Origin of the sequence: Sphingomonas sanxanigenens DSM 19645 = NX02, assembly GCF_000512205.2 — a bacterium.
GTDB lineage: Bacteria > Pseudomonadota > Alphaproteobacteria > Sphingomonadales > Sphingomonadaceae > Sphingomonas_D > Sphingomonas_D sanxanigenens.
The window spans coordinates 4,211,356-4,231,960 of record NZ_CP006644.1; the positions used below are offsets into that span (position 1 = coordinate 4,211,356).

The window sequence follows — 20,605 nt, forward strand, 5'->3', positions numbered from 1 at the left end:
ATCTGCCGTTCAATCGATAATTTTGATGCTGATGCCGGTTTCGGCGGCTGAGCTGTCGAGCAACTGACCGCCGAGCCAGCGCGTGCCTGCGACGCACAGGTCGACCGGTTCGGTGACCGCGCGGTCGAGGACAAGCACATCACCTTCGACCAGGTTTGCGAATTCGCCGATCTGCAGTCGAGCGACGCCGAGGGTGACGGCGATGGCGACGCGCTCGGGCGCAACAGCCTGTCCGATCGGCTCCAGGCGAGACCGACGGCGTGGCGGTGCCATTCCCGTTCGAGCGAGCTCGATCAGCAGAACCCGCGGGAATGATAGCTGGATCAGCGCGCTGCCCGACTTCGCATCGGTGATATTGATTGTCACCAAGCCATCGCGATCGGCAGCTGCTGGGACATCACCTGCAACGACGCGCTCAAGCGTCTCCGCAAGATCACCGATCACGCGGTCCTCGAACGCCGCCACCAGAGCATCGGCGTTCGAACCACCGAATTCCCAGCCTCCCGGCAGCATCAGCGCGGCAGCCGCGATCTCGCCAGCGTGCCTGGCGGACGGCACAACGTCGATGCCGTTTTTCGTCCGACGCGCGTGACCGGGAGCGGCCGCAACGGCACGGGCCTGTCGCCCGGGCCAAGCCAGCTGCCAGCGTCCGGTGGCGACCCAGCGAGCGGACCAGTCTTCGATCGCCTGATGCATTGTGTCGCGCACGACGGGCCGGTCGTCGGGCTCGAACGGCAACCAGGATCGAACCGCAGCGGTCACCCTTGGCCCCGTATTCCAAAAAGCTGCTGGATCATGTCGTTCGCGACGCTGACCACCTGCGACGAAGCCTGGAAGCCACGCTGGATCAGGATAAGGTCGCCGAACTCCTGCGAAAGATCGACATTCGAGGCCTCGATCTGGCGCGAAGCGAGCTTGCCGATGCCGGGTTCGCCGCTCTTCCGCAGCTCGATCGCGGTCGTCCCGCGTTGTTCGAACAAGGCATCCCCGACGCGTTCAAGCTGTTGCGGATCACGGATGGAAGCGATCGCCACGGCGCCGAGCAATTCGGTCTTCTCGTTCGAGTAGCTCAGCTTGATCCTGCCGTCCTCGACAGTGACCGTCGTCAATTGGCCGATGCCGCTGCCGTCCGCGGAGGCGAGCTTGACGCTCGAGGTGGCGCCCGAATTGTAGGATTGAAGCCCGCTGAGATCGAGGGCGATCGACAGTGGCGCCGCACCTGGAGGCTCGTCGGCGATTGTCAGGGTCGATGTGCTGGTGTCGATGTCACCGTTGATGAAGCGGATGGTCTTCTCTTCCCCTACCGCAGCTAGGGCCTGGTCGGTGACGGTCACCTTCCATTCGACGAAATTGCCGCTGACGGTCCCACGCTCGAATTTGACGGTCCAGCTTTGCGTACCACCGCTGCTGTCGTGAACCGCAATATTTGAAACCGACACGGGCGTCGTCGCTGATCCGACGTCCGACGACAGATTGCCCTGCAGCTTGATCGTTGTCGTTGCGACGGGTGCGCTCGCCCGCTTCGCATCGATGTTCAGGCTTTTCGCCTCGCCAGCGGCGTCGAGCACGCCGAGATGATAACCGGTGCCCACCTGCGATATATCGCCTTGTTCATCGACAGTGAACTGTCCGGTGCGACCATAATAGGTCTTGTCACCGTCCAGCAGGACAAGAAAACCGCCCCCGTCAATCGCCAGGTCAAGATCTCCGTCGGACTGGCGCAGGTCACCCTGTCCGAAATCGATGCGGGGATCGGCGAACCGTACGCCGCTGCCGAATTGGGTGCTGGGAACCGCTTCGGACGATTGCAGGCCGTTTCCATTATAATTGAACACGTCGGTGAAGCTGACGGCGGTCGACTTGAAGCCAGTCGTGTTCAGGTTGGCGACATTGTTGCTGATCGTCTGCAGCCCGCGCGAATAGGCATTCATGCCGCTCAGGCCGATATAGATTGCTCCAAGCATGCGGTGCTCCTCAGCGAACCTGTGAAATGTTGGCGATGGAAAGATTGGAGATCGTATCGCCACTTGCGGTCTTGATCGTCACGAGCGGCTGGCCCGTGCTGAAAGACACCGACTGAACCGTGCCGGAGATGGTTGAGGCGTTGGCGGTCACGTCGACCGTGCGGCCGAGCAGGCTGGTCGCCTGCGTTGCGGCCTGCGCTGCCAGCAGGCTCGTCATCTGGTCATTGAGTGTCTGGGATTGCTGGAGCTGGGAGAACTGCGCCAGTTGCGACACGAACTGATAATTGTCGATCGGCTTCAGCGGATCCTGATAGGTCAACTGCGTCAGGATGATGCGCAGCAGCGACTGGAAGTCGAGCCCGAAGGCGTTCTGGGCGCTCGTGCCGCCTGCGCTGACGGGAGACAGGGCCATCGGTTCTAGCTCCTCTGAAATGGCGGAGCGACGGGCAGGAGCTGTCCGTTCATCCGCACGTCGGTGATGTTCGTGCCGAATTCGGCGGCAATGGATCTGATGCGTCGGCGCACATGCTCACGCAGCGCATTGCCGCCGCCATGGGCGAAGAGAGATATGCTGATACTGCCGGTTGCTGGGTCAAAGGCGATGCTGAACGGAAGATGCTCTGCCGTGCGTCCCGTCGGCCGCGACCGCGCGGTGACCGCTGCTCCGTCACCGTCGCTGACATCCGGACCTTGCATGGCCGAACGCGTGGGCGATTGTGGAGCGACGTCGATGACCAGAGGTGCGGTCGCAACGGGCCGTTCGCGATGCACGATGTTCGACGGCGCGGTGGTCGCTGCTACTGCCACGGACGCTTGCCTGGAATCGAATGATGGCAGCGGTTCGCCTGCGCGCTCCCAGACCGCCATTTGCGCCGACCTGGCGTCGTCCACTTGCGGGGACGCCTCGGCAGGCGCCGACGCGAGGGCCTCGCTGCCGGGACGGCGAACCGCGTGCAGGCCGAACATGCCGAACTCGCTGAAACCAAATGCACGAGTGTCGGATTTCGCATCGACCAGCCGCGAAAACGCGTCGCCGGCGGGATCGTTCGAACCTGCGTGTGCCTGCGTCGCCCGTGCCACGGGAACCGGCCGGGATGATGATATCGCATCGGTCATTCCGCGCGCTCCGCGGCGCGGCGCTCGCCAACCGCCAGAAGCCAGCGCTCTTCGGCCGCACGAATCTCGCGCCTGCGCGCACGCTTCGCTTCTACGCAGGCGACGTCGCTGCGCGCGGATGCCAGTCGAGATGCGGCAAGCGCGCTGGCTTCGACGTCCTGAGCCTCGTTCAGCGCAGATTGCGCGGTGCTAAGGGCTGCCTCGGATGTCAAAATCTCCGCGCCACGGGCGGATGCCATCAGCGGATCGAACCGGCCAGCCGCCATTCCGGCCATCCAAGCCTCCATGGCGGAGCCAAGGACATCGTCGGCACGGACCAACTCTCCCTTTCGGACGTCGCACATGGTCCGCGCGGCATTGACCGCGCGCTCGGCGGCACGGCGTTGCAGATCGCGAACGGTGGCGATCAGGCCAAGGCTGCGGGCATGTGACGATCTAGCCATGGTGCGCGCCGCTCCGCTCCAATTCGACCAAAGCTGTCAGGCTTGCATCGAGTGGTGCTGCCTCTTCCTGTCGCTGCCTGAGAAAAGCGAGTTGCGCCGGGCGCGCGGCAATCGCGCGATCGATGCAGCGATCGGTTCCGGTCGTATAAATGCCGCTCTCGATCATCGTTCGTGAGTTTTCATAGGTCGAGAGATCGGCCGTCAGTGCGGTTGCCGCGCGGCGCTGCTCCGCGGTCATGAGGCCGGATGCGAGGCGGCTTATGCTGCGTGGCACGTCGATCGCGGGAAAATGCCCCTGTTCTGCCAGGCTCCGCGAAAGCAGGATGTGGCCGTCGAGCAGCGACTTCATCATCTCGCAAACCGGGTCGTCCAGTTCGTCGGTCTCGGCGAGGACGGTCATGATCGCGGTGATCGCACCGCGCTGGGCAACGGCGCCGCACCGTTCGACGAGGCGCGGAATGGCGGCGAAAACGCTGGGGGTGTAGGCCCGAACCGTCGGCGGCTCGCCAGCGGCCAGGCCGATCTCGCGCAGCGCCATCGCCAATCGTGTCACGGAATCGATGAACAGCAGGACATGGTCGCCACGATCCCGCCAGTGCTCCGCCTGGGCGAGCGCGACTTGCGGAGCACGCGCGCGCATCGCCGCGGACTGGTCGGACGTCGCGGCAACGAGCGTTGCTCGTGCGCGGATGCTGGCGGGAAGCTCTCGCGACCAGAGCGCCTCCACTTCCCTGCCGCGTTCGCCGACAAGGCACAGGATGATCCGGTCTGCCCGTGCCTGCCGGGCAATCTGGTTGATCAGGCTGGTCTTGCCGACGCCGCTCGCGGCGAACAGCCCGATCCGCTGGCCGACGCCCAGGGTCAGCAGCGCGTCGATTGCGCGAATGCCGGTCTCGAGCGGCTGCGGCGACGTCACCCGGGCCATGGTATCCGCGGGCGAGCCGGCCACCGGCCTGAGTTCCGTCGCGGCAATCGCCTTGCCTCCATCGATCGGTTGACCGAGCGCGTCGATGGCGCGTCCCATCAGCTCGGGGCCGACGGGGACGCGTGCGCCGGTCGGGAGCGCCGTAACCGTGGCACCGGCGAAGGTCGGCGGACGATCCTCGAAAGGAGACAGGATGATGGCATCACGGTCGATGCGGGTGACCTCGGCGACCACCGGGTGCGTGCCAGGGCCGCATTCGATCGTGCAAAGCGCGCCAAGCGGCACAGCCGGTCCATCCGCCTCGATGAACGTCGGCATGATGCGACGAACATGGCCGGTGCGGGCGACGAGGTCCGCCGTTCGGATGCGCTCGATCAGCGCCTCAGCCGGCATCATAGCGCTCCTCGGGCAAGAGAAGCGCTGCCAGGCGGCCGAACTGAGTTTCGATGCCAGCATCGATCGCGCCCAGCGTCTGCACGATCCGGCAATGGCCATGCGGCGCCTGTCCAAGCACGTCGATTTGAACAGATTCAGCGACTTGATCGCGAATACTGGCTATTGCGTCGGCATCGGGGAAGTCCTCGCGAGAGACCTCGATCCTCAGGATGGACGTGCGCTCGAGCCGGGCGACCTGCGTCTCGATGATCCGGGACAGCAGGTCGGCGCGTTCACGATCTTCATCAAGCAGTCGGCCCAGCGCTTCGAACGCGATGACGCGCGCGAGGTCGAGCGCATTGGCGGATCGCTCCTGACGACGCGCCAGTGCTGCGGCGATCGCGCGCTCAAGCGCTGCGAGCCGCTTGGCGTCGCTGTGCTCAGCCTCTTTCCGCCCCTCGATGCGCCCCGCACGCTCGCCATCCGCGTAGGCGCGATCGCGCGCCGCCCGCAAATTTTCGTTCTCGGCCACGAACTTTTCCGCGCGGCGGATCGTCTGCGCCAGTTCCTCCTCGAGCGCCGCGATCTTTGGATCGGGCGCGTGGATTGCGTTTGCGGCTTTGTTTTCCGTCCGCAACGGCGCCAGCGGCCGAGCCACTGCCGCGGCGCCATCGATGGCCTTGATCACAGCGCTCAATGTCGTGGCCTCCGCGCGGGTACGAAATCAAAGAGGCGTCGGAGGAGCGAGGGGCCTCTGCTGTCGATCTCCGCCTCGGGCGTCCAATCGGCGACGCAAGAGGCGAAGGTGTCACGGGCCAGCGGCGTTAGTTGCTCCGCCATCGCGCCGCCGACCCGCGCTTCGATCCAGTCGGGCAACGCAGGCCCGACGGTCCCGAGCGGCGCGCGGCCGCGATAGGTGTCGAGCAGCTCACGCAACTGCCGTCGCTGGTTCTGGTCGAGAAGTGCGAGGACCGCTTCGACATCGTCGTCATCCCGATCGGCGAGATCAGCCACAAGACGTCGGAGTGAGCGGTCATCGCCGGGCATTGGCCGTGTCCTGTCGATCCAGCGCATCGCGCAGGCGATCGGCGAATGCCAATCGCTGTTCGTCATCCAAGGGCGCCCGCACGGCACGGCGACGGCGCGCTGCGATGAGCAGCAAGATGCCGAGCACTAACGCACTACCACCCCACCAGAGCGCGCCGTCCGGAATGCTGTCGGATGCGCCGGCACCGGCGGGCGTGGGGGGCGCTACCGGGCGAGGCGCCGGGCCGGAGGGTTGGGGAAGGGCTGAAGGTACCACCGACGTCACCACGACATCGCCATCCACAAAGCCGATCGCGTCGGCGACAACCTGCTGTACAGCCGGTGGGGCGGCGTCGCCGCCTGAGAACTGCAGGTCCACCCGCACGGCGACCGTTCGAAGTGCGTCGTTGGCGACGCCCTCGTCGGGCGCCAACGGTGCCAAGACCCTTACTGTAACGGGCCGGGCGGGGAAGGCAGCCTCGATGGCGGCGCGGATCCGATCCGCATAGCCATGTTCCCAGGCGCTCATCGGTTGCGTACCGGTGAGCACGGACACAGTCGGCGCACCGCCGCTGATGACCCGTCCCATGCCGTCGATCACAGCGACATTGCCCGCCTCGAGATCGGGAACTGCTCCCGCGACGAGGCGCTGGATGCCGGCGACGGTTGGCCCATCCACTTGCATGCCCACGCGCGGAATGACCGTCACCGACGCCTTGGACGGCGTGCGCTGCTCGCGGAACAAGGCGCGCTCCCCCAGGGTCAGATGGAGGCGGGCGGTGTCAATGGATTGCAGCGTCATGATCGTGCGGGCAAGCTCGCCCTGAAGCGCGCGCTGATAATTGATCCGCTGGGCGAACTCCGTGAGACCCATGTCGGATTCATTGAATATTTCGAAGCCAACCGTTCCTTTCAGTGGAAGATCGGCGCCCATCACCGCGATCCGTGTGGGCGCAACACGATCCTCCGGAACGAGAATGGTCGAACCATCGTCATCCAGCTGGTACGGCGTCTTGGTGCGATCGAGTTCGGCGATGATCGTCGCGGCGTCGGCCGTTTTCAGATCCGTGAACAGAGGCCGATAGGGGTTGCGCCAGAGGACGAACCACGCGGCCGCAGCCAGCAACGCGACGAGCGCGAGCAGGACCCCCGCCACGCCAAGCCGGCGGTCGTGTGGGAGGGCGCGGAAGCGGTCGAGAGTCGTGATTGCCATTCGCCGCGCTTAGATCTGCATGTCCATGACGCGGCGATAGCCATCGAGCAGACGATCGCGAACCTGGAGCATGAGCTCGAGCGACAGCTTGGCCTGCTCAAGGGCGTAGGTCACCTGATGGACCGGGATCGAATCGTCGAGGGCGAAGGCAGCGGTCAATCGATCCGCCTCGACCATCTTGCGATCGGTGGCAGTGATGCCGTCGAGAAGCATGTCGGCGAACGAGGCGCCTCCGGTCACCGGGACCGGCAGCGGCATGGCCGCCCCGGCGATCGGAAGACCGCCGACGATCGGCGGGATCGGTGTCACGCTCATGACGACCGCCCCAGCTCGAGCGCCTTGCTGTACATCTGGCGCGCCGCGCCCATCGCGACGATGTTCGCTTCATAGGCGCGCGCCGTCTTGACCATCAGGACCATCTCGGCGGCGTGGTCGAGACCGGGATAGGTGACGAAGCCGTCAGCATCGGCATCCGGGTGACCCGGTTCGTGAACCTTGCGCGGTGGCGTATCGACTTCGGCCACGCCCTGGACGGCAACGCCGGCGAGCTGGTTGAACGCAACTTCGCCGTCGACGAGCGCGGCAAAGGAGCGCGCGGGGCCGGAGAGGAGGCGCAACGGGTGCCAGGCCGGGCGATCGGCCGCCACGCTGCTGTTCGCGTTCGCCAAATTTTGCGCGATGATCTCGAGGCGTCGCCACTCGACTTCGAGCGCGCTGCGGCTGATCTCAAGAGCCTGCATGGTCAGAGCGATCCTCGTGCCGCGAGCGATTGCATCTGGAGCTGCCGACTGAGCACTTCGACGAGCGCCGTGTACCGCGCCGCCGTCGACGATGCGGTCGCCAGCTCAAGGTCGAGCCGCAGGTCCGTGCCGAATCCGCGATCCGCCATGGTTTCAATGCGTGGCATCACCGATGCCGCCGCCGCCGGGCCACCGGCAGCGGCCTGTGAAAGTTCGGCTTCGAACGATACGCGCATCGGCCGATAACCAGGCGTAGACGCATTCGCGATGTTGTTTGCGGTCACGACGGCGCGCGCGGAAAGCCCGTCGAGCGCCTTGATCAGCAAGACCGAGGAAAGTTGGTCCACGCAGCTCCTCCGACTATTGGACGATGATATCGGCATGAAGGGCGCCAGCCGACTTCAATGCCTGAAGAATGGCGATCATGCCCCGTGTATCGACCTTGACGCGCGCCAGACCCTCGACGAGGTCGGCGACCGTCGTGTTCGGAAACCGGACGACCGCGTCCTTGCCCTCATCCACATCGAGCCGCGTGTTGGTGACGATGAGGCTGCCGACACCCGGTGCGTAGCCGGCGATGCCGTACGGCTGCGACGCCTGATTATCGATGCTGACGGAGATACGGATATCGCCCTGCGAGATGGCGACGCTGGAAATGCGGACGCCGCCGCCGGCGACAACGGTGCCCGAGCGTTCGTTGACGACGACGCGGGCAAGGCTGTCGGGCTCGACCCAGAGCCCCTCGATTCGCGCAACGATCTGATTGACGTCGCCGCCAAGCGCATCGCCATCGATCGAGACCGCGTCGGCACCGCGGACGCGCGCCACCCCATGTCCCAGTGCGGCATTGATGCCGGTGGCGATCCGATCGGCCGTGGTGAAGTCGGCGTCGCGCAGCAGAAAGACGATCTTGCCGTCGGGACCGAGGAGGCGGGCCTGCACACCCGCTTCGACAGTGGCGCCGCTCGCAATCGAGACCGTGGTGGTCTGGTTGCGCTGCCGCAGGTTGAAATTGCTTTCGAAGCGGTAGCCGGCCGCAACCACCGGCCCTTGCGCGAGTGCGTAAGGGCGTTGGTCGGGGCCGAGCAACGGCGTCATCAGCAGCGTGCCGCCGGCCAGGCTCCGCGCGTCGCCGATCGAGGAGATGGTGATGTCGATCCGGTCGCCGCTGTTGGCAGCAGGCGGCAGCGTTGCCGTGACGATAACGGCCGCCACATTGCGGCTCTGGATCTGCTCGGGCGACACGTTCGTGCCCAGCCGACCGAGCACGTTTCGGAGTGCCTGACGGGTCACCTCGCTGCGCGGCGAGTCACCCGATCCGCCGAGGCCGGTGACGATGCCATAGCCGACCAGCGCATTGTCGCGCCAACCGCTGAATCGCCCGAGATCCTTGATCCGCACCTGCTCCGCGGCGGCGGTCCCGGACCAGATCAGCAAAAGGGCGGCCAGCGCGGCCCCGGCGAATGGCGGCATGCGCATCCTACAATCCCAGGAAATTGAAGATTTTGGCGAGGATACCAGGCCGGGCGCTGCTCGAAACGAAGCCCTTCCCATCATAATCGATTTCGGCGTCGGCGATGCGGCTCGAAATGATCGCGTTCGCCGGGGAGATATCGACCCGGCGAACGCGCCCGCGCAGCCGGATGACCGTGTTCTCGCCATTGATCTTGAGCGACTGACGACCGGCGATGCGCAGGTCCCCATTGGGCAGCACCTCCTCGACGGTCACGCTAAGCTGCGCCACCATGCGACCGCTGCGGCCGGTCTGTCCGCCGGATTCGAAAGCTCCGCCCAAGCCGAGCTGACCCCGCTCGCTGAAGGCCGATCCGGCGACGATCTGACCATCGACGTCGCTGCGCCTGCGCGAGTCATTCTGCGCGGCGTTCTGGGCACTCGCATTTTCGTAGACGATGACGGTTAGCGTATCGCCCGTCGCTGTCGCGACGCGATCACCCGCGAGGGCCGGCCAATCTCCGGGCTTGTACAGCGTGTCTGCCCGCGCGCCGAACGGCGTCATAATGAGCCCGCCTGCCATCAATGCCAGAAGCGGTTTCACGGCGCGCCCTTCACGACAAAGGTCGAGCCGTCGTGGCTTCTGACGAGCAATGGCTGCGTTGCGCGCGTCGGTCTGACGACCAGGACGTCCCGCTGGACGCGAACCGGCCCGATCAGAACCTCAACGGTGATTGGGTCACCCGGACGGTGCAGCGCAAGCATGTCTCGCGGAGGCGCTGCCACCACTTCGTGCGCAGCGATATCCCGTTGCGCCCTGACGACACCCGACGTGGCATCGAACCAGAAAGCCCTCTCGATCACCGCGGGACAGGTCGTGGGCGCGAGATCCGCCTCTACCGGGAAGCCGCCACCCGCGAGTGAGCGTACGACCTCGACGCAGCGGTCTGTGGGTGGTGCGCCGGTCATTGCTCCTGCGAGCGCGGCGACTGCCAGAATGTTCCCCCCCACGATCATCGTCAGCGTCGCAGACTGTTCGCGATTGCCATAAGCTGGTCACCTGCCTGAACGATCTGCGCGCTGGCTGCATAGGCGCGCTGCATCAGCAGCAGCGACACCATCTCGTTCGAGAGCTCGACATTCGAGGATTCAAGGCTGCCCTGGATTAGCAGGGCCGCGCCATCCTCGCCCGGTGCAGCGACCCGCAGATCAGCGTCCAGTGCGACACGATAATAGCCGCCCTCGTCGCGCAGCAGGGCTGACGGATCCCGCACCATCGCGAGGTCGATGCGACCGATCTCACGCGGCGACTGCTCGTCGCCGAAATTGGCGATGACACTGCCGTCGCGGCCGATCTGGAGCGCCGTCGCGTCGTCAGGAACACTGATCATCGCCTTGAGCGGGATACCCTCGACCGTTGCGAGATAGCCATCGCGATCGACCTTGAGCGTGCCTCCGCGCCACAACAAGGTCTCGTTGCCCGGGCCTGCAAGTTCGATGAAGCCATCGCCGCTCAATGCGATATCCAGCGCGCCGCCCGTCGGTTTCAGATCGCCCTGCTCGAAGACCGGCGCAACCGACGTTGCTGCGACGCCAGAAACGGACGGTGAGCGCAGTTTGACCTGGGTGTCCGGATCGACAGCGTCCGCGCGCGCGGTCATCGAGGGCGCATCCACCAGTTCCGTGAAGCGCACCGCGGATCGCTTGAAGGCGGTCGTGTTGATGTTGGACAGATTGTGAGAGACGATCGCCAGCGCACGCTCATGCGCATTGAGGCCGACCGCTCCGACGTAAAATGCACCGTTCATGTTCAGGCCTGCCCGAATGCCGTGATCGCGCGTCCCATGAGGTCATCATAGGTGCTGGCGATGCGTTGACCCGCCTCGGCTCTTCTCAGCGCCGCCATCATCGCGACCATCTCCGTGCCGGTCGAGACGTTGGACGCCTCGATCATCCGCTGGTGGACCATGGGACGATCGACCGCGATCGCCTCGACATCCTCGGGCGCGGTGAACGCGCCGTCCCCGATCGGCCGCAGCCGCGAGCGATCGACGAAATCGATGACGCCAAGTCGCCCCACCGGAGCACCGCCCTCGAGCAAAATTCCGTCGCTGGTGATCTCGATCTGTCCGGAACCAACCCGGATCTCGGCCCCGGTCATATCCGTTACGGCGCGTCCGCTGGCCGTCAATCTGCCGTCTGCATCGCGTGAAAACTGGCCGTTGCGGGTATAAAGCGTTTGGTCATTCGACCGCAGCATGAAATAGCCGTCACCCGCAAGCGCGACGTCGAGCATCGACTCCGTAGAAACGAGTGCCCCCTTCGAATGGTCGATCCGTTCGAAGGATTCTTCGGTCGAATTGTCTGTCTGTCGGGAGTCCAGCAGACGCGCGAAATCGATCCTTCGCTTGAAACCCGGAGTCGTCCCGTTGGCGATATTGTGGCCGACAATCTCCGCGCTTCGTTCAGCGCGGGAGAGTATGACCCCCGCTATATCGATTAATGCCCCCATAAATCTGTTGTTTACGCGAGGATATTTCCATTCGCAAGCAGCCATCGCCACGATTGGTCGCATTCTGAAACGCGGAAAAGCACTATTCGCTGGAGATGACCGCGAACGACTGCAGATCGATCGTATGCGGAATTTCGTTGACCGACAGGACGGCAAGCCTTGGAACGCTTCGGCGCGTAAACGTCTTGAGATGGCGGCGAATATCGGGACCGCACAGAAGCACCGGCGCCAGTCCCTGGCTGGTCATCGCGTCGGCGTTGGCAGCCAGCTTGCGAACCAGCTGCTCGGCAAGGCGCGGTTCGATGACGAACATGCCATTGCCGTCACTGCGCCGGATGCTGTCGGAAATCTGCGATTCGATCCGCGGGTTGAGGCTCAGCACCGACAGCGCGTCATTGTGCCCACGCAGGCTGTGACAGATGCTGTGCGAGAGGCGCTGGCGCACCAACTCGTTGAGTTCCGCCGGATCCTTTGTTCCGCGTCCGACGTCGGCGAGACTCTCGATGATCAGGTCGATGTTGCGGATCGGAACTTCTTCCGCGAGGAGCGCCTGCAGAACGCGCTGGATATCCGATACCGACATGATGGCCGGAATCATCTCCTCGATCAGCCCCGGCTGCCGCGAGCGCACGCCCTCAAGCATCGCGACGACATCGGCGCGCGACAGCAATGTCGGCATTTCGACTCGCACCACCTCGCCGAGATGGGTCATCAGCGCGGTGATCGGGTCGACCAATGTGTAGCCGCTGCCGCGCGCCTCATCGCGACTGTCATCGTCGATCCATGTTGCGGGAAGGCCGAAGGCAGGATCGCGTGCTTCGATCCCGGCGAGTGGTCTGGCATCGGTCGATGTTCCGCGGATCGCCAGCGTCTTCTCCGGATAGAGGTGGCCCGAGGCATGGCGCGCGCCGAACAGCGCAATTTCATAATCGTTTGGCGCCAGTGATGCGCCGTCGTGGAACGTGACGGCGGGAAAGGTAAAACCCGTGGATTTCTCCTGCTGGACCCTCAGTGCCGCGATGCGTTCGCTCAACACCGCCTTGTAGCTTTGCCAATGGGCGCTCAAATCGCGGCCGAGAAGTATTTCGATCGGTGGCGGCGCGCGCATGTCGCCCTGCTCGGTGGCTTCCTGCTCGCCTTCATCGAAGAGCGCGGTTTCGGCGGCTTCCGTCCGCCGGCGCAGCGTGAACCACAACGCCGCCATCAGCGCCATCAGGATCAGGATCGGCCATTTCGGCATTCCTGGAAGGGCGAGCAGGATGAGCAGCGCGGTGATCACGATGAGCGGAATCTTGGGCACCGAGGTCAGCTGCCGCAGCACCTCGGTGCTGAGTTGTCGGTCCGACGCGGAACGCGTCACGATAATGCCGGTCGCGACCGATATGATCAGCGCCGGCACCTGCGTGACGATGCCATCGCCGATCGTCAGCAAGGTGAAGGTCTGAAGTGCCTTATACCAGCCGAGCCCGAGCTGGGCGACGCCGATGATCCAGCCGGCGAAGATGTTGATCAGCAGGATGATGATACCGGCGATGGCGTCGCCCTTCACGAATTTGCTGGCGCCGTCCATCGCGCCGTAGAAGGACGCTTCCTTCTCGAGATTGGCACGCCGGCGCTTGGCTTCGTTCTGGTCGATCAGCCCCATGTTGAGATCGGCGTCGATGCTCATCTGCTGGCCGGGGACGGAGTCGAGCACGAAGCGTGCGGCCACTTCCGAGACGCGTTGCGCGCCCGACGTTACGACGATGTACTGCACCACGACGAGAATGAAGAACACCACCAGGCCGACGATGAAACTGCCCTGCACCGCGAAGCTGCCGATCGAATCGATGACATCGCCCGCGTGCGCCTGGGTCAGGATCAGCCGCGTCGCCGCGACGTTGAGCGAAAGCCGAAACAATGTCCCGACCAGCAGCAGGGAGGGGAAGGTGGAGAATTCAACGGGCTTCTCGACGTAGAAGGTCAGCAGCAGGATCGTGAGCGCGAGCGCGAAGTTCATGATGATGAACATGTCCAGCATTGCCGGCGGAATCGGCGCGAACAGGATCATCAGGATCGCGAGCACGGCCCCCACGAGAAACAGGTCTTGGTTCTTGCCGACGGCGGTCGCGAACATCGAGTGGCTCTTCTCTGGTCAGTGCTGCGTGGCAGGCAAAGCGCGGTAATGCGCGGCAACCGGGCGGTAGAGATCTTCGGGGATCATGCGGTCGAGCGCGCCCCGGCGGAAAAGGGCTCTCGCAAGTACGGGATCCTCGATGATTATCACCCCATGGAGGAAGGCGAGCCGACGCAGCCGCAGAGCGATGGCATTGCTACCCCGTGCCACGATCAATGGCGCCGTATCCCGGTTGCGATCGTAGCGCAGCGCGACGGCATAGTGGATCGGGTTCACGACGAGCATATCGGCACCCCGGATCCCACGCAGACTCTGGCTGAGCTTGACGAACTCGGCGTGCAATTGCTTCCGCCGTTGCTTGAGCCGCGGCTCGCCTTCGCGTTCGCGATGCTCGCGGCGCACTTCGCGTCGGCTCATCCGCATCTTCTTTGTGAAATCGCGGCGGACGATCAACTGATCGAAGACGACGAACAGCAGCGCGATGAGCGTGAACCACGCCAGGAGGCGCAGCCCCGTATGATGGAGCTCGGCCGCGAGGTGGAACGCGTCCGGCATCGCAAGGACGTGCATCCGCACCTGATCGATCACCATCCATGCGACGGTCGCATAAACGGCAAGCTTCACGACATTCTTGGCGGTTTCGATCAGCATCCGCATGGAGAAGATGCGCTTCAGACCCTTCGCCGGGTTCAGCTTGCTGAAATCGGGCTTGAGCGGCTTGGCCGAGAACACCACCCCTGTCTGGATCAACTCGAGCAGCAACGCGACGCCAAAGACGCTGGCGGCCAGCGTCAGAACCGGACCCATCACATCGACGGCGGTGCCGGAGATGGTATGAAGGATCGCGCCCCGGTCGGGCGAGCTCGTTCCGACGAATGCCTCGCGCATCGCCCGCGCCATTGCCTCGACGAAGCGTTCGCCCGACAGCCAGAACACAAGCAATCCGGCCGCGAGCGTGGCGAAGAAGCCGAGATCCATGCCGCGCGCAACCTGACCCTGCTCGCGCGCCTTGCGCAGCTTGTGCTGGCTTGGCAGCTCGGACTTGTCCTGTTCTGATTCCTCGCCGCTCATGCAAGCCTCGGTATCGCTTCGAGCATCATCGCGACGAACCGGACGAACAGGCTACCGCCGACCGCGAATGTCGCCGGCAGTGTGAGGAGCAGCAGGATCGTCTTGACCTGGAAGCCGAGCACCAGGACATTCATCTGCGGGACGGTTCGCGAGAGGAGCGAGATCGCAAGGTCGGCAATGAACATGACGAGGATGACCGCTCCGCCGATGCCAAACGCGGCGGTAGCTGCAGCGCCGAGCAGCGCACCGGCGGCGGCCGGTGAATAGGTCATCGCATAGGCGCCCAGGGGAACGGCATCGAGCGACGCGGCGAGGATCCGCAGCAGGTCATGATGGCCGTCGAGCGCGAAGAAGATGGCGCCGACCGTGTAAACGAAGAGGGTTCCGACCAGTGGCGTTTGGCCTCGGGTCGTCGGATCGATCAGCAGCGAGAGGCCGAAGCCGGCCTGGATGTCGATCGTGCGGCCGATGATGTAGAGGCCCGAGAAGGAGAGGTGGAGCGCGGTTGCGAAAAGGCCGCCCAGGATGAGCTCACGGGCGGCTGCTGCGGCGATTGCGCCCGATTGCAAACTTGTGGGAATGAGTTCCGGGCGGCCCGAAATGAGACAGGCGGCCAGTCCCATTCCGAACAGCGCGCGCGGGAGCGCCGGAACCCGGATGAGCGCAAAAGGTGGAGCGAATGACAGGGCAGGGGCGACGCGCAGGCTCATCAGCATGCACCCGACGATCCAGTCCGTCAGTTCCGTCGACGGCATGAGATCAGCCCGCGACCTCGGGTATCTTCAGCAGAACCGAGATCGCAAACTGCCGTACGTGCTCGAGCATCCAGGGCCCGAGCAGAATCAGTACGGCCGCGGAGGCTGCGAGCTTGGGCACATAGCTGAGGGTCATCTCCTGCAACTGCGTGGCGACCTGCAGGACGCTGATGGCGAGGCCGATGATTAGGGCGGCAGCCAGGATCGGGCCTGCCACGATCAGACTCGTCCACAGCAGCGCGTTCATCAGATCAAGAGCCTGATCAGCATTCATGCGTTTGAGAGTCCCCCAACTCAGGCCGGCCATATGCGACCGAAAAAGCCAGAAATCAATCGTTAGCTGAACGACCGCGGGTCAGGAACGGAGTGTTCTCTCTTTGAAGCGTCCCGGGTTTTCCGGATGCTCTGAGCTGTGAGAAGGAGCGTCCGGTATGAGCAAGCTGGAAAACAAAATGTCGCCTTAGGTCCGTGATCGAGTGGTGTTATTGGTTGGCGAGCATTGTGCTGATTGCGGCTCGGAGTGTGAGGCGATGAATTCGATTGACTCGAAGATCTTCGTCATCGTCCAACCTGGAGCGCACGAACAAGCCGGCACGGCAGTCACATGACAACTCGCCTTCATTGGCCCCTGTTGCCGCGCTGGGTTCACCATCGGTAAGTGTGTTGTCCGTCGACTCGGCCGCGCGGACCGGGCTGCCGCCTACCCCGCAAGCACACCGCACATCGTACAGCCGCGCGTCAGTCGATCCATAGAGCGGCTGTTCCTTGAACCGGCGCGCGAGCAACGCAACCGAATTCTTGTTGAAGTCGAGCAACGATCCTTCCAGCCCGATGACCGGCTTCTGCGTTCCGGCCGCCAATCGTTAGGCAAGGTCGGGGAGGAGCGGCGCCGCGATCGTTGGCTCAGATCGGCTGAGTTCTTCGCCCGGGAAGCATCCGCATGGCGACGGGCTACCAAACGCGCCGCCCGAGTGCAGTCGGCCAACCTTGGCATCGAAGGCGGTGAGTGGTCTCCTCCTGCATCGCCGACCTGCACGAACTCGCCTTGCGGGGCCAGGCAGGACGGTACGCTCGCCAACAGTTTGCCTCCAACGCCCTCAAGGATGAGAACCTCCCGGAAAGGCACCACCGACACGGCACGGAGGCTTGCCTGACTTCTTTACGCGCAGTGCGATGGTGGTTCGCGCTTGTTGTTCGCGCGCCTGATAGGGACGGGCTTCTGGCGATTGTTCGCCATTGGGCCACCGAAAGATTTGGCGACGAACGCGGTTTGCCAAGGTGATATCTTGCCGACGCCAGGGTTCGCGCCGCCAAACCGCGCCCGAAACCCTATAAACCAACCGATGCCAGCCGCCTCTACCTGCTGGTCACGCCCGGCGGTGGCAAGCTGTGGCGCTGGAACTACGAGTATGATGGCAAACAGAAGGATATGGCCTTCGGAGCTTATCCGCGCGTCTCGCTGGCGGACGCCCGTGAAAAGCGCGACGAAGCCTGGTCCATGCTGTGCGACGGACGGGATCCCAATGTCGCGAAGCGTCCGAAGGTCGAGGCGAACATCGAGGCCTCACGCCAGACGTTCGAGCGGGTGGCTCGCGAGTGGCACGGAAATGCGAAGGCTCAGTGGGCAGCGATCCATGCCAGCGACATCATCCGCAGCCTCGAGCGCGATGTTTTTCCAAGGATCGGCTCCCTGCCGATCGCGCAACTCACCCCGCCGCTTATCCTCGGCGTCCTGCGGGAGATCGTCGCCACCGGCCATATTCTCTCGTTCGCACGCACCGTGATCCGAAATCCCGACAGAAAAAGGCCAGCCGTTCGGCGGGCGAACGGCTGGCCGAGAAAGCTACGCCCGGAGAAGGGAGATCAGAAGGCGTAGCGTACTCCGAAGTTGAACTGGCGGCCGCTGTGCGTCAGCACGCTCAGGCGATTGGTCTCGTCGACGAACTGGTCGTTCTCCTCGTCGGTGAGGTTGATCGCCTCGATGCTCAGCTTGAGCTTCTCGGTGAGGTTGTAGCTGACCTGCGCGTCGAGGTTGATGGTACGGTTGGTGCCGTTGAAGGCATTGCCCTCGGTGCCCGGCACTGCGGTGAGATACTTCGAGCGGTAGGCCACCGAGCCGCGGATCTGGAAGCGCTTGGTTTCGTAATAGAGCGTGCCGTTGGCGGCGTGCTTGGAAAGGCCGACCAGCGGCGCGGTGACCGAGGAACTGCCGTCCGCCGCGGTCAGATATTCGATGTTCGAGGTGACGTAGGTGTAGTTCGCCAGGACGCCGAAATTGGCGAGCAAGCCCGGCAGGAAGCTGAAGGGCTGCTGGACGTTGACCTCGAAGCCCTTGAGGATGCCGCCCGACGAATTGACCGGCTGGTTGACGATGAAGATATCGCTGGGCGAGGCGGTGGTGCCGTTCAGCAGCGAATCCGGCAGGCCTAGGCTGGCATAGGGCACGCCCACGCTCAGCGACTGGACGAAGGTGCCGATATCCTTTCGGAAGCCCGAAACCGCATAGATCGCGCCCGGCGTGGGGTACCATTCGATCGACACGTCGAGATTCTTCGACGAGATCGGCTGAAGGTCAGGATTGCCGGAGCTGAAGCTGCGATTGCCGCCCGAGACGTTGAGGTTGCCGCCGGGGCTGAGCGACGAGATGCCGGCGCGCGCCAGCGTCTTGGCGGCGGCGAAGCGCACTTGCAGATCGTCGGTGATGTTGCCGACGAGGTTGAGCGAGGGCAGCCAGCGGTCATAGCTGCGATCCGCCTGGACGAGGTTGATCGCGGTGCCCTGGCTGGCATAGCCGGTCGAGACCTGGTCGGTGTTGACGTAGCGCAGGCCGATATCGCCGCGGATCGGCACGCCGAACGTGTCGAGGTTGAACTGCGTCATGCCCCAGGCGCCGGTGTCTTCCTCTGTAACGGTGATGTAGGAGCCGCGCGCGGTGGCGTTCTCGACGCCGCCGGTCGCGTAGAGCGGATTGGTGTAGATGCCACCCTGATCGATGAAGGCGTTGAGATCAGGGACGATCCATGCGGTCGGCGTGCCGGCCGGCACGTTCAGCCCCTTGCCGAAGCCATCGAACAAGGTCGTCATGCCGGCAAGCTGCGCGGCGGTCAGCGGCGCGACCACGGTTTCGCCCGACAGCCGGCGGCGCTCCGTCGAATCATATTCGAACTTGCGCCAGTCGACGCCCGCCTTGAGCGTGACGACGTCATGCGCCTTCCACTCGACGAAGCCCTTGGCGGTGGTGAAGGCGTTGGTCACCGTCTGCGGACGGATGCGCACTTCGGATGTGCCGCTGAGGAAGGCGAAGCTGTTCGGATTGGTCACGTCCACGCCCGGCGAAATCGTCGGGAAGCGGGTGGAGAAATCATATTGGAAGCCAGGCGTGTTGATCGCGTCGATCGTCACTGTCGTCTGGATCGGATTGGTGAAGTCCGATTTGGCGTAGCCGCCCATCAGGCCGATCTTGAAGCGGTCGCTGAACTCATGGTCGACCGCGCCGGTGACCTGGTAGAATTCGGTCTTGAGGATGTCGTAGCGCGCCTGCGAGCGCAGGTCGACACGGTCGAAGGTGCCCGAGACGATGTTGTTGTTCTCGTCGACCACACCGTCGCGGATGATCGTCTGGGGCTTGCCCGAGCCGGAACGGCTGAAGCTGATCGCCTGAAGCTGCGCTTCCTTGCGGGTGCCGTCGAGCCGCGAATAAAGCGCGTCGATCGACACCAATGTGCGGTCGGTGGGCTTGAACTGGATCGAGCCGGCGCCGCCGAGGCGCTTCTGGGAGATATCGTAGCTCACCAGGCCCGGAATGCGCGGGTGGAAGAGCGCGGTGTCGGGATCGTTGTTGTTGATCTGTCCGATCGTATAGCCTGGCAGGGTCGAGGCAGGATTGAAGCCCCCGTTGAAGCCGCCATAGGTCCAGCGCGTGATGTTCGCGCCTTCCTCGATCAGCTTGCGCTCCTCATAGGCGACCGACAGCAGCACGCCGAACGTGCCGTCCTCGGTCTGTGTGGTGACGAGGCCCGAGAGCCGTGGCGTCACCTTCTGCTTGAGATCGTTGTAGCTGGCCGCGGCGGAGAGCACCGCCGTGGGCTTGCGATAGTCGAGCGGCCGCGAGGTCTGGAGATCGACCGTGCCGCCCAGCGACCCTTCCTCCACGTCGGCCGTGGCCGTCTTGCGGACCGAGAGGTTGTTGAACAGGTCCGACGAGAAGATGTTGAAATCGAAGCCGCGACCGCGGTTGACGCCGCCCGAATTGTCGGTGCCGCCGGTGGTGCCGATCGCTTCCATGCCGTTGATGCGGACGCGGGTATATTCGGGCCCGAGACCCCTGACCGAGATGTTGCGGCCCTCGCCGTTGACGCGGCTGATCGCCACGCCCGGGATGCGCTGCAGGGATTCGGCGAGGTTGAGATCGGGAAATTCCGCAATGTCCTCCGCCTTGATCGCGTCGATCGTGGCGGTCTCGTTGCGCTTGAGGTTCAGCGCGCTGTTGAGGCTGGCGCGGAAGCCGGTGACGACGATGTCCTGCGCGGCCTCTTGCGGCAATGCCGCGTCGGCCGCGGTGTCCGGCGATGCGCCGGTCGCATCGTCCTGTGCCAAGGCCGGTGCCGCGGCAGCTATTGATGCCAGCGCGCCCGAAAGGCTCAGGATCATCTTCAGTCGACGCGTGCCATTCATGGCCTCACTCCCCTATTTGTGCGCGCGCTGCGCTTATGCTGCCCGGCCTTGGCGCCGGATCGGACCATGATTCGATAGCGCCGGTCTGCCGCCGAACGCCAACCTCAATGAGGCATGGATCGATGCACGGCTTGCACTGATCGGTGAATGCCGGCCGACGCGGCTCTCGGATCAAGCCAAGATATGGATTGATCATGTCCGTTTTCGACTTGGACCGTGGTGG

Annotated in this window: 24 protein-coding genes and 1 pseudogene; 4 read left to right on the forward strand and 21 right to left on the reverse strand. The window is 64.2% G+C overall.

What is annotated here, in order from left to right; translation table 11 throughout:
• Positions 1–9 precede the first annotated feature (9 nt).
• From NX02_RS19105 to NX02_RS19135, 7 genes are all read right to left on the reverse strand, one after another.
• Positions 10–762, reverse strand: coding sequence for a flagellar motor switch protein FliM (locus tag NX02_RS19105; RefSeq protein ID WP_047099820.1), 753 nt, complete (start codon positions 760–762; stop codon positions 10–12).
• Entirely contained in the window at positions 759–1,964 is a 1,206-nt protein-coding gene (locus NX02_RS19110; RefSeq protein WP_025293795.1) for a flagellar hook protein FlgE, read from the reverse strand. The genes NX02_RS19105 and NX02_RS19110 overlap by 4 nt, the downstream gene beginning before the upstream one ends.
• A gap of 10 nt (positions 1,965–1,974) precedes the next feature.
• Positions 1,975–2,376 (reverse strand): flagellar hook assembly protein FlgD, encoded by a 402-nt coding sequence (locus NX02_RS19115; protein ID WP_025293796.1) that lies wholly within the window; start codon positions 2,374–2,376, stop codon positions 1,975–1,977.
• Between the two features lie 5 nt (positions 2,377–2,381).
• Positions 2,382–3,080, reverse strand: coding sequence for a hypothetical protein (locus tag NX02_RS19120; RefSeq protein ID WP_158014094.1), 699 nt, complete (start codon positions 3,078–3,080; stop codon positions 2,382–2,384).
• Positions 3,077–3,355: a hypothetical protein gene (locus tag NX02_RS32605; protein WP_158014095.1), complete on the reverse strand. Its 279-nt coding sequence runs from the start codon at positions 3,353–3,355 to the stop codon at positions 3,077–3,079. Before NX02_RS32605 ends, NX02_RS19120 begins: the two co-directional genes overlap by 4 nt.
• A gap of 160 nt (positions 3,356–3,515) precedes the next feature.
• Positions 3,516–4,844, reverse strand: a complete 1,329-nt coding sequence (locus tag NX02_RS19130; RefSeq protein WP_084717945.1) for a FliI/YscN family ATPase — start codon at positions 4,842–4,844, stop codon at positions 3,516–3,518.
• Positions 4,831–5,511, reverse strand: a complete 681-nt coding sequence (locus NX02_RS19135) for a FliH/SctL family protein (protein WP_025293800.1) — start codon at positions 5,509–5,511, stop codon at positions 4,831–4,833. The genes NX02_RS19130 and NX02_RS19135 overlap by 14 nt, the downstream gene beginning before the upstream one ends.
• Positions 5,512–5,651: 140 nt before the next feature.
• On the opposite strand from NX02_RS19135, the gene NX02_RS33020 reads away from it, so the two are divergent.
• Entirely contained in the window at positions 5,652–5,852 is a 201-nt protein-coding gene (locus NX02_RS33020; protein WP_025293801.1) for a hypothetical protein, read from the forward strand.
• A 4-nt stretch (positions 5,853–5,856) separates the two neighbouring features.
• On the opposite strand, the gene fliF is transcribed toward NX02_RS33020, so the two are convergent.
• Genes fliF through NX02_RS19170 form a run of 6 tightly spaced genes read right to left on the reverse strand, consistent with a single transcriptional unit; the run spans position 5,857 to position 9,858 of the window.
• The gene (fliF, locus tag NX02_RS30880) at positions 5,857–7,062 is read right to left on the reverse strand and encodes a flagellar basal-body MS-ring/collar protein FliF (protein ID WP_025293802.1); all 1,206 of its coding nucleotides are present in this window, start codon (positions 7,060–7,062) and stop codon (positions 5,857–5,859) included.
• Between the two features lie 9 nt (positions 7,063–7,071).
• Complete coding sequence (fliE, locus tag NX02_RS19150; protein WP_025293803.1) at positions 7,072–7,377, reverse strand: flagellar hook-basal body complex protein FliE; 306 nt, start codon at positions 7,375–7,377, stop codon at positions 7,072–7,074.
• Positions 7,374–7,802, reverse strand: a complete 429-nt coding sequence (flgC, locus tag NX02_RS19155) for a flagellar basal body rod protein FlgC (protein WP_025293804.1) — start codon at positions 7,800–7,802, stop codon at positions 7,374–7,376. The genes fliE and flgC overlap by 4 nt, the downstream gene beginning before the upstream one ends.
• 2 nt (positions 7,803–7,804) lie before the next feature.
• Positions 7,805–8,149: a flagellar basal body rod protein FlgB gene (locus NX02_RS19160; protein WP_025293805.1), complete on the reverse strand. Its 345-nt coding sequence runs from the start codon at positions 8,147–8,149 to the stop codon at positions 7,805–7,807.
• Between the two features lie 13 nt (positions 8,150–8,162).
• A complete protein-coding gene (locus tag NX02_RS19165; RefSeq protein WP_025293806.1) occupies positions 8,163–9,281 on the reverse strand; it encodes a flagellar basal body P-ring protein FlgI in 1,119 nt (372 codons plus the stop codon).
• Position 9,282: 1 nt separating this feature from the next.
• Positions 9,283–9,858, reverse strand: a complete 576-nt coding sequence (locus tag NX02_RS19170; protein WP_158014098.1) for a flagellar basal body L-ring protein FlgH — start codon at positions 9,856–9,858, stop codon at positions 9,283–9,285.
• A gap of 32 nt (positions 9,859–9,890) precedes the next feature.
• On the opposite strand from NX02_RS19170, the gene NX02_RS32615 reads away from it, so the two are divergent.
• Complete coding sequence (locus NX02_RS32615) at positions 9,891–10,178, forward strand: hypothetical protein (protein ID WP_158014099.1); 288 nt, start codon at positions 9,891–9,893, stop codon at positions 10,176–10,178.
• A 95-nt stretch (positions 10,179–10,273) separates the two neighbouring features.
• Here the strand turns inward: NX02_RS32615 and NX02_RS19180 are convergent, their stop codons facing one another.
• The 7 genes from NX02_RS19180 to NX02_RS19210 all read right to left on the reverse strand — a co-directional run bounded on the left by NX02_RS19180 (position 10,274) and on the right by NX02_RS19210 (position 16,523).
• The gene (locus NX02_RS19180) at positions 10,274–11,062 is read right to left on the reverse strand and encodes a flagellar hook-basal body protein (protein ID WP_025293809.1); all 789 of its coding nucleotides are present in this window, start codon (positions 11,060–11,062) and stop codon (positions 10,274–10,276) included.
• Positions 11,063–11,064: 2 nt separating this feature from the next.
• A complete protein-coding gene (locus NX02_RS31695) occupies positions 11,065–11,811 on the reverse strand; it encodes a flagellar hook-basal body protein (protein ID WP_245648887.1) in 747 nt (248 codons plus the stop codon).
• Between the two features lie 37 nt (positions 11,812–11,848).
• Positions 11,849–13,882: a flagellar biosynthesis protein FlhA gene (locus tag NX02_RS19190; RefSeq protein ID WP_025293811.1), complete on the reverse strand. Its 2,034-nt coding sequence runs from the start codon at positions 13,880–13,882 to the stop codon at positions 11,849–11,851.
• An 18-nt stretch (positions 13,883–13,900) separates the two neighbouring features.
• Positions 13,901–14,953 (reverse strand): EscU/YscU/HrcU family type III secretion system export apparatus switch protein, encoded by a 1,053-nt coding sequence (locus NX02_RS19195; protein WP_025293812.1) that lies wholly within the window; start codon positions 14,951–14,953, stop codon positions 13,901–13,903.
• Positions 14,950–15,669 carry a flagellar biosynthetic protein FliR gene (locus tag NX02_RS19200; protein WP_158014100.1) on the reverse strand — a complete coding sequence of 240 codons (720 nt, stop codon included), beginning with the start codon at positions 15,667–15,669 and terminating at the stop codon, positions 14,950–14,952. Before NX02_RS19200 ends, NX02_RS19195 begins: the two co-directional genes overlap by 4 nt.
• Positions 15,670–15,712: 43 nt before the next feature.
• Complete coding sequence (locus tag NX02_RS19205; RefSeq protein ID WP_245648648.1) at positions 15,713–15,955, reverse strand: flagellar biosynthetic protein FliQ; 243 nt, start codon at positions 15,953–15,955, stop codon at positions 15,713–15,715.
• A gap of 235 nt (positions 15,956–16,190) precedes the next feature.
• Complete coding sequence (locus tag NX02_RS19210; protein ID WP_162232706.1) at positions 16,191–16,523, reverse strand: hypothetical protein; 333 nt, start codon at positions 16,521–16,523, stop codon at positions 16,191–16,193.
• A 482-nt stretch (positions 16,524–17,005) separates the two neighbouring features.
• On the opposite strand from NX02_RS19210, the pseudogene NX02_RS34110 reads away from it, so the two are divergent.
• Both NX02_RS34110 and NX02_RS33660 read left to right on the forward strand, forming a co-directional pair.
• A pseudogene (locus NX02_RS34110) lies at positions 17,006–17,233 on the forward strand (Arm DNA-binding domain-containing protein); the annotation flags it as partial.
• On the forward strand, positions 17,207–17,584 hold the full coding sequence (locus tag NX02_RS33660; RefSeq protein WP_245648649.1) for a phage integrase central domain-containing protein: 378 nt from the start codon (positions 17,207–17,209) through the stop codon (positions 17,582–17,584). The pseudogene NX02_RS34110 and the gene NX02_RS33660, both read left to right, overlap by 27 nt.
• Here NX02_RS33660 and NX02_RS19220 read toward each other — a convergent pair.
• Entirely contained in the window at positions 17,572–20,382 is a 2,811-nt protein-coding gene (locus NX02_RS19220; protein ID WP_025293817.1) for a TonB-dependent receptor, read from the reverse strand. The genes NX02_RS33660 and NX02_RS19220 overlap by 13 nt on opposite strands.
• Positions 20,383–20,605: the final 223 nt, after the last annotated feature.

What these genes read in the sequence shown, in the direction of transcription:
- NX02_RS19110 (WP_025293795.1), bottom strand. Translation starts at nt 1,964, where the DNA reads ATGCTTGGAGCAATCTATATCGGCCTGAGCGGCATGAATGCCTATTCG.
- NX02_RS19115 (WP_025293796.1), bottom strand. Translation starts at nt 2,376, where the DNA reads ATGGCCCTGTCTCCCGTCAGCGCAGGCGGCACGAGCGCCCAGAACGCC.
- NX02_RS19120 (WP_158014094.1), bottom strand. Translation starts at nt 3,080, where the DNA reads ATGACCGATGCGATATCATCATCCCGGCCGGTTCCCGTGGCACGGGCG.
- NX02_RS32605 (WP_158014095.1), bottom strand. Translation starts at nt 3,355, where the DNA reads ATGGCCGGAATGGCGGCTGGCCGGTTCGATCCGCTGATGGCATCCGCC.
- NX02_RS19130 (WP_084717945.1), bottom strand. Translation starts at nt 4,844, where the DNA reads ATGATGCCGGCTGAGGCGCTGATCGAGCGCATCCGAACGGCGGACCTC.
- fliF (WP_025293802.1), bottom strand. Translation starts at nt 7,062, where the DNA reads ATGGCAATCACGACTCTCGACCGCTTCCGCGCCCTCCCACACGACCGC.
- fliE (WP_025293803.1), bottom strand. Translation starts at nt 7,377, where the DNA reads ATGAGCGTGACACCGATCCCGCCGATCGTCGGCGGTCTTCCGATCGCC.
- flgC (WP_025293804.1), bottom strand. Translation starts at nt 7,802, where the DNA reads ATGCAGGCTCTTGAGATCAGCCGCAGCGCGCTCGAAGTCGAGTGGCGA.
- NX02_RS19165 (WP_025293806.1), bottom strand. Translation starts at nt 9,281, where the DNA reads ATGCGCATGCCGCCATTCGCCGGGGCCGCGCTGGCCGCCCTTTTGCTG.
- NX02_RS19180 (WP_025293809.1), bottom strand. Translation starts at nt 11,062, where the DNA reads ATGAACGGTGCATTTTACGTCGGAGCGGTCGGCCTCAATGCGCATGAG.
- NX02_RS31695 (WP_245648887.1), bottom strand. Translation starts at nt 11,811, where the DNA reads ATGGCTGCTTGCGAATGGAAATATCCTCGCGTAAACAACAGATTTATG.
- NX02_RS19190 (WP_025293811.1), bottom strand. Translation starts at nt 13,882, where the DNA reads ATGTTCGCGACCGCCGTCGGCAAGAACCAAGACCTGTTTCTCGTGGGG.
- NX02_RS19195 (WP_025293812.1), bottom strand. Translation starts at nt 14,953, where the DNA reads ATGAGCGGCGAGGAATCAGAACAGGACAAGTCCGAGCTGCCAAGCCAG.
- NX02_RS19200 (WP_158014100.1), bottom strand. Translation starts at nt 15,669, where the DNA reads ATGCTGATGAGCCTGCGCGTCGCCCCTGCCCTGTCATTCGCTCCACCT.
- NX02_RS19205 (WP_245648648.1), bottom strand. Translation starts at nt 15,955, where the DNA reads ATGAACGCGCTGCTGTGGACGAGTCTGATCGTGGCAGGCCCGATCCTG.
- NX02_RS33660 (WP_245648649.1), top strand. Translation starts at nt 17,207, where the DNA reads ATGCTGTGCGACGGACGGGATCCCAATGTCGCGAAGCGTCCGAAGGTC.
- NX02_RS19220 (WP_025293817.1), bottom strand. Translation starts at nt 20,382, where the DNA reads ATGAATGGCACGCGTCGACTGAAGATGATCCTGAGCCTTTCGGGCGCG.